The following is a 15,347-nucleotide window of genomic DNA, read 5'->3' as shown; positions in this document are numbered from 1 at the left end:
ATGGCAGGTGATGAAAATGAAAGATAAAGGTGATTTCTTTGTAATAAAAGCAGAAGAAGATGGTGTAAATGTCATTGGTTTAACAAGAGGCACAGACACACGCTTTCACCATTCCGAAAAACTGGATAAAGGGGAAGTGATGATTGCTCAGTTTACAGAACATACTTCTGCTGTCAAAGTGAGAGGGAAGGCAGTCGTACAAACAAGTCATGGTGAAATGAAAACGGATGAATAAACAAAGAGGGCTAAAAGAAAAAGATGGAAGCTGTTTTCCGTCTTATTTCAGCCCTTCATTCAGTTGAGCTGTTTGCGATTAAAACAAAAGTTTCGACGTTTTTTGCTTCTATGCTATAATGAGATTGTTTCATTCATTGCAGCATTGCTTCAAAGGTAACATACATATTATTTGCTATATTTTAACGGGGGGACGTCTTGCATGAAATCTACACAACAATCACCAGGCGAAGTCAAAGAGATAGAAAAAAAATTTGTAGCCATGACGACCCACCCTTATCTGGCCAAACACATTGAAAAAGCAGAAATAGATTTTGATATTATCTTTTTTTTGCAAGACATCATGAAGGATGCGCGGATTGATGCTGTGAGCAAACAAGAACAAATCCTTTCAGCGCTGCTCGTACAAGCAGCCTTTTTGACGCACGAAAATGTATACAACAAGAATTTGGTTAATGGTACAGCGAAAAAGCCGCGCCAGTTAACGGTACTCGCAGGGGACTTTTTTAGCAGCCTGTACTATTTCATGCTCGTGAAAAACACACATGATGATATACTACCGGTGTTCAGCAGCGCTATACAAAGGATCAATGAAGAAAAGATGAGTCTTCATTTTGCTGAAAGCCAGTCAGAAGAAGAGTTAATGAACCGCCTGAAAGTTGTAGAAGGGGGCTTTCTTTTTGATATTGCTTCGTTTTATCAGCAGCAAGAAGTTGGCTGCCTGGCGGAAACGTTTTTTTTATTAAAAAGAATAAAACATGAAAAACAAGAGAGAGACGTTAAATATTTATCTGCCTTTGCATCGGCTATCTATGCCTTTCACGAAGGAGAGAGAAAAGACGAGGTAACAGACTGGCCGACGGCGCGCACGCGCTCATTTTTAGAAGCAAAAGAAAAAGAATTAGAAGAGGCGCTCGTCTCACAAATGGATGCCTGTGCGATGCAGGTGACAAATACTCTCTATCAAAGGGTGGAAAACTGGTTAAGCGGTGAATGAGAGATTGTAATGGGAGAAGGATACAGTGATGCATAGCTCAAAAGAGGAAAAAGTACATGAAGTTTTTGAGAGCATATATGATAAGTATGACTATATGAATTCTGTCATTAGCTTTCAGCTTCATAAAAGCTGGCGTAATGATACGATGAAAAGAATGAATGTAGCAAAGGGTGCAGCTGCCTTGGATATATGCTGCGGAACAGCAGACTGGACGATTCAGCTTGCAGAAAAAGCAGGGAAAAATGGACGTGTGGTAGGGCTTGATTTCAGCAAAAACATGTTGTCGGTCGGGGTGGAGAAGGTACAAAAAAAACAGCTTTCCAACGTGGAGCTGGTTGAAGGCAATGCAATGAGCCTTCCGTTTGAAGATAATACATTTGACTACGTTACGATTGGGTTTGGACTTAGAAATGTCCCTGATTATCAAACCGTCATAAAAGAAATGTATCGTGTGTTAAAACCAGAAGGGCTGGCTGTTTGCCTCGAGACGTCTCAGCCTGATAATAAAAAAATCAGCGGTATTTACTCGTTTTACTTTAAAAAGATTATGCCGTTATTAGGGAAGTATTTAGCAGGAAGTTATGAACAGTATTCCTGGCTGCAAGAGTCAACGATGTCGTTTCCGAATAAAAGCCTTCTGGCTGTGCTGTTTTCGCAGGCAGGGTTTGCTCGGGTAAGTGTTATCCCATACACTATGGGAGCAGCAGCTGCACATTTTGCTGTGAAAGCAAGCTCGGCAAAAAGTGAGGAAGAAGTCCGATGAGAAAGATAAAAATAATTTTAGAAATGATCAAGTTTGAACATACAGTTTTTGCACTTCCATTTGCATTTTTAGGCGCTGTCTTAGGCAGTTTAATGGTAGAAGGAACATGGCCGACTATAGCGGAGTGGATCTGGATTACACTGGCAATGGTTGGTGCTAGAAGTGCCGCGATGACGCTAAACCGTGTTATTGACGTAAACATCGATAAGAAAAACCCCCGTACCGCTGACAGAGCTATACCTGCCGGGTTGATTTCGATTAGTCAAAGTATGCTGTTTATCACTGCTTCTTTTCTGTTATTGTTTGTGTCTGCGTATCAGTTAAATATGTTGTCTGTGTATTTGCTTCCAATTGCTGTATTTCTTCTCGCCTTTTATTCTTATACGAAACGTTTTACGTGGTTATGCCACGTGTTTTTAGGTATAACAATAGCGATTGCACCGCTTGGCGGATGGGTAGGTACTACTGGCACACTGCAAGGAGAAGCATTTTTATTGTTTTTTGCCGTAGCTTTTTGGGTTGCCGGCTTCGATATTATCTATGCAACACAAGATGCTGATTATGATCGGAAAGAAGGTCTCTATTCTATCCCATCTAAGTTTGGAATAAAAAAAGCATTGTATATTTCCCGTGCTTTTCACAGCATAAGTTTTGTGTCATTGCTTATTCTGCATGTTGTTTCGCCGCTTTCTATGATTTATTTAGCAGGTGTGTTAATAGCAGGTGTGGTGATGACATATGAACATTCGATGGTAAAGCCGCATGACTTAACAAATGTGAAAACAGCTTTCTTTCCCATGAATGGCATTATCAGCATGGTTATGCTGTTCTTTACCATTGGTGATGTCTTGATATGATAGGAGCAGCTGTGTTCTATGCATGATATATCGGGAAAGTTGTCTATAATACAAGTAGGAAGTACCATCTTTCTATGACATGTGGCGAAAGTTGTAGTGAAAACAAAAGCAAACTATAGTAGGTAAAAGATGAAAAAGTGTATTCATCATTCCCTATGTATAAAGCGGGGCGTAAGACATGAGCATAAAAATTGGAGAGATTTCTTATACAAATATTTTGCCGATGTTCTTTTATATTGATCGTGACCATCTGCAATCGAAAGGTTGCACCTTCATCCCTAAAGTGCCTGCTGGCCTGAATGAAGCAATGAAAGCAGGAAAAATTGATGTCGGGGGGATTTCTTCATTTGCATTTGGGAAGTCACATGACCATTATCAGTTGATGCCTGGTTTGTCCGTATCTTCTTATGGCAGCGTAGGGTCAATTTTCTTATTTTCTCATCGGCCGATAGAATCATTAGAAGGGGCGGATATTGCCTTAACATCTTCTAGTGCAACATCTGTGCACCTATTAAAAGTCATGCTGGCTGAGTTTTACAATCTGAACAGCATAAAGTATACGACAATGGCTCCCAACCCTCATGAAATGAAGAATAATTTTGATGCTTTTCTTTTAATTGGTGACGATGCTATCCATGCATCATGGGAAAATCCGTCCAGCATGCATTGTTACGATTTAGGCGAAATGTGGTACCGCCATACCGGCCTTCCAATGACTTATGCTGTTTTTGCCGTAAGAAAACAGGCTGCAAAAGAACACCCTGAGATATTAAAAGAACTGTACAAGCAGTTTTTATACAGCAAAAAGCTTACTCTTCATCGTCATTTGAAAGATATGACCGCTTCCATACAAAAGGAGCATGGCGGCAGTCAATCATTTTGGGAAGCGTATTTCAAAAACCTGCATTACGATTTTCAAGAAAAAGAAAAAGAAAGTCTTTTATATTATTATCAGTTGATGTATAAATATGGTTATTTTCAAAAACCTGTACACAACATTGACATGTGGCTGGCTGGAAACGAGGTGCAATACTTATTTTGAAGGTGAATATAATGAAGTTGGCGGACTTATATATGTTTTTAAAATCGGATATTAATAAAATCGAAAAAGAGCTGGAAAGGTCCGTGGCAGCAGAGCATCCCGTCTTAAAAGATGCTTCCCTTCACTTATTACAAGCAGGCGGCAAGCGGATTCGCCCTGTTTTTGTTTTGCTCGGTGCAAAATTTGGCAACTATGATATTGAACGAATTAAACACATTGCTGTAGCTTTGGAATTAATACATATGGCCTCTTTAGTCCATGATGATGTCATTGATGATGCAGAGCTTCGCCGTGGAAAACGAACGATTAAAGCGCAGTGGGACAATCGTGTGGCTATGTATACAGGGGATTACATTTTTGCTAAAGCGATTGAAAAGGCAGCACGCTTTAAAAATGAAGACATTCACCGTATCATTTCTCAAGCCATGCATGAAATGTGTCTTGGAGAAATTGAGCAGATTCGGGATCAATATAATTGGGATCAATCGTTAAAGACATATTTGCGCCGTATCAAGCGCAAAACAGCGCTTTTAATTGCGGTAAGCTGCCAGTTAGGGGCAGTTAGTGCAGGAGCAGCACCAAAAGAGCAGTCACGGCTCTATCATTATGGATACAATGTAGGGATGTCTTACCAAATCATTGATGATATCTTAGATTTTACCGGAACGGAAAAAGAACTGGGCAAACCAGCTGGAAGTGATTTGCTGCAAGGAAATATCACGCTGCCGGCGTTATACGCTATTCATAAAAACGAAGATGCGTATCAAAAAATGTCTCATTTCATAGAGGGCAGCAAAACAAAAAAAGATGATGTCGACTCGGTGATTGAATTAGTCAAAAATTCCGGGGGCATCGAATACTCTAAAGAACTGAGCAAAAAGTATCTAAAAAAAGCTTATTTATCATTAGAAGGACTGCCAGACATACCTGCTAAAAAATCGCTTTCTAATATCGCTAGCTATATTGGAGGAAGGGACCATTAATACGTGCTGAACCCGTACATAAATCAGCTTTCCATTGCGACCGCTTTCATAGTTTGTTATAATCTAACAAGTCTGATTGTATTACATAAGAAAGAGGGATAGGCATGGAAAAAACATTTATTATGGTAAAGCCAGATGGTGTGCAGCGCAACCTTATAGGAGAAATTGTGCAGCGTTTTGAAAACAAAGGTTACACACTTGCTGCAGGTAAATTGATGAACATTTCAAAAGAACTAGCAGAAGAACATTATGGAGAGCATAAGGATAAGCCATTTTTCGGTGAGCTTGTTTCATTTATTACATCCGGCCCTGTTTTTGCAATGGTGTGGGAAGGCGAAGGAGTTATTGCAACTGCTCGTAAAATGATGGGAGCAACAAACCCTCAGGATGCCGAGCCAGGAACCATTCGCGGTGACTTTGGCGTACAAGTAGGTATGAACGTGATTCACGGTTCCGACTCTCCAGAAAGTGCAGAAAGAGAAATTGGCTTGTTTTTCAATGAAGACGACCTTGTTTCATATGAAAAAACAATTTCTAAATGGGTGTAAATAGGAAATCGTTTCAAACGTCTTTTGCTTATTGGCAGAAGGCGTTTCTTTATAGAGTGTTCTTACCGCAAAAAGTGTTTGAACAGCTGCCAGTAAACGGTTAGCATGGTATAATAAGAACCATGATTCAGGGAGAGGATAATATTTTATGCCCGCACATTCAATGGGTTCACCCGGTGAGCGATATAATCAGGATTACAGTGACTTTGTTCGAAACGTGAAAAAGAAAACAGGCATTGATTTATCGTTATATAAAGAAGCACAAATGAAACGGCGGCTGCGTTCGTTTTTTGAAAAGAACGGATACCACACCTTTGAAGATTTTTTTCATCGAGGGTTAAATCAAGATGGGGCATTATTGTCTGAATTTTTGGAGCGGATGACAATAAATGTTTCGGAATTTTACCGCAATCCCAAGCGTTGGGACGTGTTGACAACAGTTATTTTGCCTCGTCTTAAAAAGGAAAGGTCGAGGTTGAACGTATGGTCTGCTGCTTGTTCCACCGGCGAAGAACCTTATACGCTTGCTATTATTTTAGATACATTGTTAAAAAAACGCCAATACTCTATTTTGGCAACGGATATTGATGAAACTGTTTTAGCACAGGCTGAGCAAGGACTCTATTCAGACCGTGCTCTAAAAGAGCTTTCGTCTCACACATTATCCCGCTATTTTGATCAAAACGGCACATACTATAAGGTGAAGCCATTTCTTCAAGGGCAGGTGACGTTTAGAAAACATAACTTGTTAAATAAAGCTGTGCAGACAGGCTTTGATTTGATTGTCTGCCGCAACGTCTTAATTTATTTTACAGAAGCTGCCAAGCATGACATTTATAAAGAATTCAATAAAGCTTTGACTGTCGGAGGAGTGTTGTTTGTAGGAAGCACTGAACAAATTTTTACCCCGTCCCGATATGGCTTTGAAACGGAAGATACATTTTTTTATAAAAAAGTTAAAGATGTTACATAAATTTTGAAAACTTTAGATGCAGTGCCCACATAAAAAAATAAATATGTTATCATTTAATGCATAAAAGCGATAAAGAGTATTGGGCAGCAAGTAAAAAGAGGAGTGGAATGAACATGAGATATGTAACAGCAGGTGAATCACACGGACCGCAGCAAACAACAATCATTGAGGGGCTTCCCGCTAACATGGAGCTGCTCAGCGAAGATATTAATACAGAACTTGCGCGCAGGCAGGGCGGCTACGGGCGTGGTAGACGCATGCAGATAGAAAAAGATAAAGTGCAAATTTTAAGCGGTGTGCGACATGGCAGAACAACTGGGGCACCAGTGACTCTAGTCGTGGAAAACGATGACTTTAAACATTGGCAGAAAATTATGGGACCTGAACCATTGACACCGGAAGAAGAAAACGAAGTGAAACGTAAAATTACGAGACCTCGCCCTGGACATGCAGACTTAAATGGAGCAATTAAATATAATCACCGGGATATGAGAAACGTGTTAGAGCGTTCTTCTGCAAGAGAAACGACAGCTCGCGTTTGTGCAGGTGCTGTGGCGAAAAAAGTGCTGAAAACATTTGGCATGGAAGTTGGCGGCCAAGTTCTTGAAATTGGCGGTATTAAAGCAGAAGACACGTCATATAAGGATATTTATGATTTGAAAGAAAGAAGTGAAGCGTCTCCAGTACGCTGCCTGGACAAACATGCAGAAGAACAAATGATGCAAGCCATTGACGATGCGAAAAAAGAGGGAGATTCCATCGGAGGGGTTGTTCAAGCAGTTATCACTGGGGTTCCAACTGGACTTGGCAGTCACGTGCATTATGACCGAAAGCTCGACGCTAAAATTGGCGGTGCTGTTTTAAGCATTAATGCTTTTAAAGGGGTGGAAGTTGGTATCGGGTTTGATGCAGCTGGCCTTCCGGGAAGTCAAGTGCATGATGAAATTGTATGGGATGAAGAAAATGGCTATCAGCGTAAGACGAATAATCTTGGCGGGTTTGAAGGCGGAATGACAACCGGTATGCCTATTGTCATACAAGGTGTGATGAAGCCTATTCCAACACTCTATAAACCCCTTTACAGTGTGGATATTGACTCAAAGGAACCGTTTAAAGCCAGCATCGAGCGGTCCGACAGCTGTGCGGTGCCGGCAGCATCTGTTGTTATGGAAAATGTCGTCGCATTTGAAGTGGCGAATGCGCTGTTAGAAACATTCGGTTCTGACCGAGTAGATGCTATTCAACGAAACTTGAGTGAACACGAAAAATGGTCGAGGGAATTTTAATGGAACAATTAACGGTACATGCATCAGCCCAATCGTATCCAGTATATATTGGAGAGAACGTGCTGCATCAAACGGAGAGTTTATTGAAAGAAAAGCTGGCTGGTAAAAGCAAAGCAATGATTATTACAGACACAAATGTCGGTGAGTTATATGCAGAGGATTTACGGCTTTGTTTGGACCCTATGCTGCCTGTTTGTGTGGAAACCGTGCCAAATGGTGAGTCCGCGAAATCACTAGCCAGCTACGAACGATTGTTAACAGCATGCATACGAGAAGGTCTGGATCGCCAGTCCATTATTTTTGCACTTGGCGGCGGTGTGATTGGAGATTTGGCAGGCTTTGTTGCTGCCACATATATGAGGGGCATACCATTTGTACAGGTCCCGACAACTTTGCTCGCGCATGACAGCAGTGTAGGCGGCAAAACAGGTATTAATCACGAGTTAGGAAAAAATTTAATTGGTGCTTTTCATCAGCCGTCAGCTGTGCTTTACGATACACAAACGCTTATGACGCTTCCGGACAGGGAGTGGCGTTCAGGATTTGCAGAAATGATCAAGCATGCTTATATTAACGATTCAGAGTTTCTACAGTGGCTAAAGGAAAACGTGCGATCGATAGAGGACATAAAAACAAATAAGATTCGCCCGTTCTTAAAACGCTCCATAGCTGTCAAAGCAGATATTGTAAAAGAAGATGAAAAAGAGGCGGGGGTGCGCGCGTATTTGAATTTCGGCCACACATTGGGCCATGCTATTGAGAAATTGGCAGGCTATAATGGTGATGTCACCCACGGTGAAGCAGTAGCGGCTGGAATGATGTTTGCTATGAGAGTCAGCAATTATTTAGGGCTGTCCAACTGGGACGTAGAAGAAGAAGTCAAGTGGTTAGAGGCACTCGGTTTTCCGGTGAATATCCCTGCAGGCTTTTCTGCACAAACGTTCATTGAAACAATGAAAAAAGACAAAAAAGCAACATCTGGTCAATTAACATTTGTTTTAGTAGAAAAGCCAGGCTGTCCTCTTTTAAAAACAGTCGAGGAACATCTTTTGTATGAGCTGCTGAACAACGATAAAAGGGGGATGACTAGCGGTGATTAGAGGTGTTCGAGGAGCAATCACTATCCATGAAAATACAGAAGAAGACATTGTGAAAAGCACCAAATTATTACTTGAAGAAATGATTAGTCAAAATGATTTGGAACCAGAGTATGTATCACACATTTGGTTTACAGCTACATCTGATATTGATGCTGTATTCCCGGCAAAAGCAGTGCGCTCTTTGGAAGGCTGGCAGTTCGTTCCGGTCATGTGTGCGAAAGAAATTGATGTGAAAAACAGCCTGCCAAAGTGTATTCGTATTATGCTGCAAGCAGAAATAGATAAGGCGCAAAAGGACGTTCAACATGTTTACTTGCGTGATGCAAAACAGCTGCGCCCTGACTTGGTGTTGACAAAAAAGAATTGACATGTGTACGATAGTAGTAGTTTAGTTTAGATGAGTCCATACAAAAATAAAGTAGTCGAGCAGAGTGCAGGTAGAAGAGAAGAGAGAGTAGCAGAGCAGAGTGTATAATGTTTAAACTATGCCTGAGACTGTCTGTTTCAGGCTTTCTATGTATATAAATTTATGAGGCTTTTTGCCCGTATGCGTCCTACCCCTAATCTCCTTCCTTCATGCTCTCTTCTTGTCGCTATAAAGAGGTGAGCCCATGACAGAGACTTCTTTTCAAGCATTTCAAGAACTTTCTAAAACGAGCAGCATGCTCCCGTATGTGAGACGTTTTTTTACAGATACACTAACCCCAATCCAAGTATTTCAGAAATTAAAAGATAAAGCAGTATTTTTACTTGAAAGTAAAGACGAAGCGTCACCGTGGTCGAGGTATTCGTTTATTGGATTGTCTCCACAATATAAAATTTACAGCAATAAAAACATGTACGTGTTTGCAGATAAAAATGACCGTGTTTTACTGCAGAGTGAAAACCTGGCAGAGCTGTTTGAACAATCCATTACGTGGCTCAAACCCGGTTCTCCCTCTATTCAAATCCCCTTTAAAGGAGGAGCAGTCGGCGTTATTCCTTATGATACCGTAGAAGAATTTGAACCAGAGCTAAAGTCATCAGAGGATACAGACCGTGCAGATGAAGTGGTGCTGTTGTTTTGCGAGACATTGATTGCGCTTGACCATGATACAAAAGAAATTAGTTTTATTCATTATGATAATGACATAGAGAGTGGTACGAAAAAGCGGTATGAACAAGCGAAAGCAACAGTCGGTTCATTAATGGAGCAAGTGGCAGCCGTGACAGGCGCGGATGCTTTTTTATCACCGTTGACAACCACAGTGGATGTTCATTTTAAGCAAGTCAGCTCGAACTATCCAAAGCAGAAGTTTCTGCAGGACGTTGAGACGATTAAAGAATATATAAAAGCAGGAGATATCTTCCAAGCCGTGCTGTCGCAGAGGTTTGAAAAACATATTACAGTAACAGCTTTTGATATATATCGAACGCTTCGAATGATTAATCCTTCTCCATATATGTTTTATTTAAAGCTTGGTGATACGGAAGTGGTGGGGAGTTCTCCGGAGCGGCTCATTCAAGTGCAAGACAACCATGTAGAAATTCATCCGATTGCTGGAACAAGAAAACGCGGGGCGACAAAACAGGAAGACGATGAACTGGTCAGAGATTTACTGCAAGATGAAAAAGAAAAAGCAGAACATTATATGCTAGTGGACTTAGCCCGCAACGATGTAGGCCGTGTGGCAGAATATGGTTCGGTAGATACACCGGTATTGCTTGAAATCGGTAAGTTTTCACATGTGATGCACATTATCTCAAAAGTGACCGGCACGATTAGCCATGGCACAAAGCCGATAGCAGCACTTGAAGCTTCATTTCCAGCGGGGACGGTGTCTGGAGCACCTAAATTTCGAGCTATGCAGATTTTGAAAGAATTAGAGCCCGAACGACGCGGAATTTATGCTGGGGCTGTGTGTTATTTAGGTTTTGATGGAAACATTGACTCTTGTATCGCTATACGAACAATGATTGTTAAAAACAACAAAGCAAAAATTCAGGCCGGTGCTGGAATTGTTGCGGACTCTATTCCCGAAAAAGAGTACGAAGAAACCCAAAATAAAGCAGCTGCGTTGTTAAAAGCCATTGAATCAGCAGAGGAAATGTTTAGCAGAGAAAGAGAAGAGGAGGAGAGCATTCATGCTTAAAGAGTTGTTAAACGAATGTATTGAGGGAAATACACTAACGGAAGAAGAAGCTAAAGCTGCCATGGATGAAATTATGCAAGGAAAAGCGACGGAAAGTCAAATTGCCAGCCTGCTTACTGTACTTCGTTTCCGTGGGGAAACGGTAGATGAAATGACAGGTTTTACAAGATCGATGCGAGACCATGTAATTCGAATTCCCCACTGTGAAACGAACGTGATTGATACGTGCGGAACAGGTGGAGACAAAAGCTCTACTTATAATATATCTACAGCTTCTGCGATTGCCTTGTCTGCTTTTGGCATCAAAGTAGCCAAACATGGGAATCGCTCTGTGTCCTCTAAAAGCGGAAGTGCTGACGTGCTTGAAAAGTTAGGATTGTCTGTACAAACGTCCCCAGAGGAGGCGGCGGATTCGCTTGCTAAGCAGGACATGGCATTTTTGTTTGCCCCAATGTATCACGTAGCGATGAAGCACGCCGTTGCTCCTAGAAAAGAGATTGGCTTTCGTACGATTTTTAATTTGTTAGGACCGCTTACGAACCCTGCTAATGCAAATGGGCAAGTTATTGGTGTGTTTAACAAAGATTATGGGATGAAAATGGCTCAGACACTAAAACGTCTCGGTGCCAAGCGCGCAATATTTGTGACAGGCGAAGACGGCCTCGATGAGATAACGATTACCGGCAAAACCTATGTAACAGAACTGAACGGCGAGGCCATTGAACAATACACTATTACACCAGAACAGGCAGGGTTAAAGCGAGCGGATATGGCGGATATTCAAGTGAATAATGCTTCTGAAAGTGCCCGTCTTATTGAAGATATCTTTAACGGCGAGGCTCAAGACGGTGCCAAAGATATCTTGCTGTTAAATATTGCTGCTGGACTTTACGTCGCTGATTACACGGCTTCTATCAAAGACGGGGTTGAAAAAGCAGCAAAAGCATTAGAAAATGGTGACATAGTACAACAATTGCAGCGTCTGAAAAATGAGAAGGTGGAACAGCAGCATGCTTAATAAAATTTTAGAAACGAAAAAAGAAGAAATACAGCAGTTAGTCCTGCCCGAAAAACAAGATGTGAAACGATATTCATTAAAAGAGGCACTAACATCAAATGCAGCGAACATCCAAGTGATTGCGGAAGTAAAAAAAGCGTCTCCTTCTAAAGGATTAATCCGCGCTGATTTTCAGCCGGAGAGCATTGCAAAAAGTTATCAAAACGGTGGAGCAGCTGCGTTGTCTGTCTTAACTGACCAGTCTTATTTTCAAGGTAAACGCGAATACTTGACACAAGTGAAACACAATGTGTCGATACCTGTAATGAGAAAAGAGTTTATCATCGATCGTTTACAAATAGAAGAGAGCGTTAGAATTGGTGCGGATGCTGTTTTATTAATTGCGGCTGCACTCGAACCGAAGCAGCTTCATGAGCTGTATCTTGAAGCCTATGAAAAAGGCCTGGAAGTATTGGTAGAATGTCATTCAAGGCAGGAAGTAGAAGATGTTCTGAAAACATTTGAACCGGCTGTTATGGGAATCAACAATCGAGACTTGCGTACCTTTCACACGACGCTTGATGTAACGAAAGAATTGGGCCGTTTGATACCATCGGACAGCATCTTGGTGAGTGAAAGCGGTATTTATACTGCAGAGGATTTGCAGCTCGTACAGCAGTTTGGAGCACAGGCAGTACTTGTCGGCGAATCGCTCATGAGGCAGCCTGATGTAGAGGCAGCTTTACGCACGTTAAAAGGAGAGTACCAGCATGATTCGTCCTTATCTTAAAGTATGTGGACTGCACTCAGAAGAAGATGTTCGGATAGTGAGTGAATCCAAAGCCGACTACGTGGGATTTGTCATGGCGGAAAGTAAACGAAAAATAACGCCACACGCAGCTGCTTCCTGGCTTAAGCGGCACCCGATGCCGGATAAGTCGGTAGCAGCTCTCTTTGTAAATGCTCCTATAGACGAAATTGCCGATGCTGTGAATATCCTTTCACCAGATATTGTTCAATTGCACGGTGCGGAAACCCCTGATGATGTAAAAAAAACTAAAGAAGTTTGTCAAACAGACGTTTGGAAAGCTCTCGCACACGATGCATCTGTACTGGAAAGAATGGATGCGTACGTGCCGTATGTCGATGCATTTGTCATAGATGCTAAAGTGAAAGGAGCCTGGGGTGGAACAGGCCAGCGTTTTGACTGGTCCCATGTTCCGGCATATGTTGAGTTCGGGCGTAAACAGAACACGCCAGTTTTAATTGCCGGCGGCATTAATGCTGAAAATGTTGCTGCATTGAAGGCATTTAGACCTTGGGGTGTCGACCTTTCTAGCGGAGTAGAGACAAATGGCAGAAAAGATCAGCAGAAATTGAACTGTTTGGAAAAGAGGTTGAATAGCAATGAGTAACATGTATCCAGATAATCGAGGAAGATTTGGAAGTTTCGGCGGAAAGTTTGTACCGGAAACGCTAATGTATGCACTAGAAGAGTTAGAGCAGTCATTGGAAGAAGCACAAGCAGATACAGACTTTATGGAAGAATATAAGCACACGTTATCAGAATATGCCGGCCGTTCTACCCCGCTGACATATGCAAAACGTCTAACGGAAAAGACAGGGGGCGCACGCATTTATTTGAAAAGAGAAGACTTGCTGCACACGGGCGCTCATAAATTAAACAACGCTATTGGACAGGCACTGCTCGCCAAAAGAATGGGCAAGCAGAAAGTAGTGGCGGAAACCGGAGCGGGACAGCATGGTGTCGCTACAGCAACAGTCTGTGCACGGCTGGGGCTTGAGTGTAAAGTGTTTATGGGAGAAGAAGATATGCGCCGGCAAGCGCTGAACGTATTTAGAATGGAGCTTCTCGGAGCAGAAGTGGTGCCGGCAAACTCAGGCAGCAAAACATTAAAGGATGCTACCAATGAGGCAATTCGGTATTGGGTAGCCAATGTCGGCGATACGTTTTATTTAATTGGTTCAGTGGTCGGTCCTCACCCTTATCCAAAAATGGTAAGAGATTTTCAGCGTATTATCGGCGATGAAACGAAAGAGCAGTTTGGACAGCAGTACGGCGCTCTCCCTGATGCTATTACGGCTTGTGTTGGCGGAGGAAGCAATGCCATGGGCATGTTCTATCCATTCTTAGAGGATGATGTGCGCTTGTACGGTGCGGAAGCGGCTGGCTTAGGAGTAGATACAGATCAGCATGCTGCGACTATCACAAAAGGGACAAAAGGTATTATTCATGGTTCTTTAACATATCTCATGCAGGATGAAAATGGCCAAATCATTGAGCCGTATTCTATTTCAGCAGGTTTGGACTATCCGGGAATCGGGCCGGAACATGCCTACTTAGCAGAAAGCGGCCGCGTGATGTACGAAGGGGTGACAGACCAGCAGGCACTCGATGCGTTGTCACTGCTGACAAAAACAGAAGGGATACTGCCGGCGGTCGAATCGGCTCATGCCCTGCATCTAGCGATGGAAAAAGCAAAAGAGATGACTTCTGAGCAAAGCATGATTATATGTTTATCTGGCCGGGGGGATAAAGACGTTCACTCGATAAAAGAAGCAATGAAAAAGGAGAGCCTTTCACATGAATAGACTGACGGTTTATGAAGCAGCACACAATGCAGACTATCCATTGTTTATTCCGTTTATTATGGCAGGAGACCCGACACGATCTGCTACGGTTGACCTTGCATTACAACTTCAAGAGGCTGGTGCGCATATTTTGGAGCTTGGTATTCCGTATTCTGACCCGTTAGCAGACGGCCCTGTTTTACAACGTTCCGCAAAAAGAGCATTGCAGCAAGGAATGAGCCTGAAAAGTGCCATGGATCTCATTCCTGAGATGAGAAAACGAGGATTGACCATTCCGGTTGTTGTATTTACCTATTATAATCCGGTGTTCCAGATGGGAATGGAGAGCTTTTTAGAAACGGCAAATGAAAAAGGGGCGGATGGTGTATTAGTACCTGATTTGCCATTTGAAGAGAGTCAGGATTTTACAGCGTTGGCCAAAGATTATCAGCTTGCGAATATATCGCTGGTTGCGCCTACTTCAACGACAAGAGTGCATAAAATAGCAAGCCATGCAGAAGGTTTTTTATACTGCGTGTCAAGCCTTGGTGTGACAGGAACACGTGAGGTGTTTCCGCAAGAAGCATACGATTTCATTCATACAGTAAAAGAACACAGCGCTGTACCGGTGGCGGTAGGATTTGGCATTTCTAAGCCGGAACATGTTCAAAGTCTTTCAGGAATATGCAGCGGTGTTATTGTCGGCAGTGCAATTATGAAGCTGGTAGAAAAACATGCCAATGAACTGGCAGCAGGGGAAGAAAAGAAAAAAGAGGCACTGCAAGAAATAAAAACATTTGTCTCCACGCTGATTTCATCGTAACATGTAATAGTAGAGAATTT

The 15,347-nt window shown here is 42.2% G+C and carries 17 protein-coding genes; all 17 read left to right on the top strand.

The annotated features are described in order from the left end of the window. Positions 1-16 precede the first annotated feature (16 nt). The 17 genes from mtrB to trpA all read left to right on the top strand — a co-directional run bounded on the left by mtrB (position 17) and on the right by trpA (position 15,327). On the top strand, positions 17-235 hold the full coding sequence (gene mtrB, locus BLT18_RS02640; protein WP_091270916.1) for a trp RNA-binding attenuation protein MtrB: 219 nt from the start codon (positions 17-19) through the stop codon (positions 233-235). 201 nt (positions 236-436) lie between these two features. Continuing rightward, positions 437-1,231 carry a heptaprenyl diphosphate synthase component 1 gene (locus BLT18_RS02635; RefSeq protein ID WP_091270914.1) on the top strand — a complete coding sequence of 265 codons (795 nt, stop codon included), beginning with the start codon at positions 437-439 and terminating at the stop codon, positions 1,229-1,231. A gap of 28 nt (positions 1,232-1,259) precedes the next feature. Next, entirely contained in the window at positions 1,260-1,994 is a 735-nt protein-coding gene (locus tag BLT18_RS02630; protein WP_091270912.1) for a demethylmenaquinone methyltransferase, read from the top strand. Then, positions 1,991-2,851, top strand: a complete 861-nt coding sequence (locus BLT18_RS02625) for a UbiA-like polyprenyltransferase (RefSeq protein WP_091270911.1) — start codon at positions 1,991-1,993, stop codon at positions 2,849-2,851. The genes BLT18_RS02630 and BLT18_RS02625 overlap by 4 nt, the downstream gene beginning before the upstream one ends. A 178-nt stretch (positions 2,852-3,029) precedes the next feature. Continuing rightward, positions 3,030-3,893 (top strand): menaquinone biosynthesis protein, encoded by an 864-nt coding sequence (locus tag BLT18_RS02620; RefSeq protein ID WP_091270909.1) that lies wholly within the window; start codon positions 3,030-3,032, stop codon positions 3,891-3,893. Positions 3,894-3,904: 11 nt separating this feature from the next. Then, the gene (gene hepT, locus BLT18_RS02615; RefSeq protein WP_091270906.1) at positions 3,905-4,876 is read left to right on the top strand and encodes a heptaprenyl diphosphate synthase component II; all 972 of its coding nucleotides are present in this window, start codon (positions 3,905-3,907) and stop codon (positions 4,874-4,876) included. 104 nt (positions 4,877-4,980) lie between these two features. Continuing rightward, complete coding sequence (ndk, locus tag BLT18_RS02610) at positions 4,981-5,424, top strand: nucleoside-diphosphate kinase (RefSeq protein WP_091270904.1); 444 nt, start codon at positions 4,981-4,983, stop codon at positions 5,422-5,424. Between the two features lie 148 nt (positions 5,425-5,572). Continuing rightward, positions 5,573-6,397 (top strand): CheR family methyltransferase, encoded by an 825-nt coding sequence (locus tag BLT18_RS02605; protein WP_281242324.1) that lies wholly within the window; start codon positions 5,573-5,575, stop codon positions 6,395-6,397. A 113-nt stretch (positions 6,398-6,510) separates the two neighbouring features. Further along, positions 6,511-7,683, top strand: coding sequence for a chorismate synthase (gene aroC, locus BLT18_RS02600; RefSeq protein WP_091270900.1), 1,173 nt, complete (start codon positions 6,511-6,513; stop codon positions 7,681-7,683). Beyond that, positions 7,683-8,783 carry a 3-dehydroquinate synthase gene (gene aroB, locus BLT18_RS02595; protein ID WP_091270898.1) on the top strand — a complete coding sequence of 367 codons (1,101 nt, stop codon included), beginning with the start codon at positions 7,683-7,685 and terminating at the stop codon, positions 8,781-8,783. The genes aroC and aroB overlap by 1 nt, the downstream gene beginning before the upstream one ends. Then, the gene (gene aroH / locus BLT18_RS02590; protein WP_091270896.1) at positions 8,776-9,150 is read left to right on the top strand and encodes a chorismate mutase; all 375 of its coding nucleotides are present in this window, start codon (positions 8,776-8,778) and stop codon (positions 9,148-9,150) included. Before aroB ends, aroH begins: the two co-directional genes overlap by 8 nt. A 244-nt stretch (positions 9,151-9,394) precedes the next feature. Beyond that, on the top strand, positions 9,395-10,915 hold the full coding sequence (gene trpE, locus BLT18_RS02585) for an anthranilate synthase component I (RefSeq protein ID WP_091270894.1): 1,521 nt from the start codon (positions 9,395-9,397) through the stop codon (positions 10,913-10,915). Then, on the top strand, positions 10,908-11,933 hold the full coding sequence (trpD, locus tag BLT18_RS02580) for an anthranilate phosphoribosyltransferase (protein ID WP_091270892.1): 1,026 nt from the start codon (positions 10,908-10,910) through the stop codon (positions 11,931-11,933). The genes trpE and trpD overlap by 8 nt, the downstream gene beginning before the upstream one ends. Then, the gene (gene trpC / locus BLT18_RS02575) at positions 11,926-12,702 is read left to right on the top strand and encodes an indole-3-glycerol phosphate synthase TrpC (protein ID WP_091270890.1); all 777 of its coding nucleotides are present in this window, start codon (positions 11,926-11,928) and stop codon (positions 12,700-12,702) included. Before trpD ends, trpC begins: the two co-directional genes overlap by 8 nt. Continuing rightward, positions 12,683-13,327 (top strand): phosphoribosylanthranilate isomerase, encoded by a 645-nt coding sequence (locus tag BLT18_RS02570; protein WP_091270889.1) that lies wholly within the window; start codon positions 12,683-12,685, stop codon positions 13,325-13,327. Before trpC ends, BLT18_RS02570 begins: the two co-directional genes overlap by 20 nt. After that, positions 13,320-14,525 (top strand): tryptophan synthase subunit beta, encoded by a 1,206-nt coding sequence (gene trpB, locus BLT18_RS02565; RefSeq protein ID WP_091270887.1) that lies wholly within the window; start codon positions 13,320-13,322, stop codon positions 14,523-14,525. Before BLT18_RS02570 ends, trpB begins: the two co-directional genes overlap by 8 nt. Beyond that, on the top strand, positions 14,518-15,327 hold the full coding sequence (trpA, locus tag BLT18_RS02560) for a tryptophan synthase subunit alpha (RefSeq protein ID WP_091270885.1): 810 nt from the start codon (positions 14,518-14,520) through the stop codon (positions 15,325-15,327). The genes trpB and trpA overlap by 8 nt, the downstream gene beginning before the upstream one ends. Positions 15,328-15,347: the final 20 nt, after the last annotated feature.

Source organism: Alteribacillus persepolensis (assembly GCF_900099605.1).
Taxonomy (GTDB): Bacteria; Bacillota; Bacilli; order Bacillales; family Marinococcaceae; genus Alteribacillus; species Alteribacillus persepolensis.
This window is presented reverse-complemented; position numbering and strand designations above follow the sequence as displayed.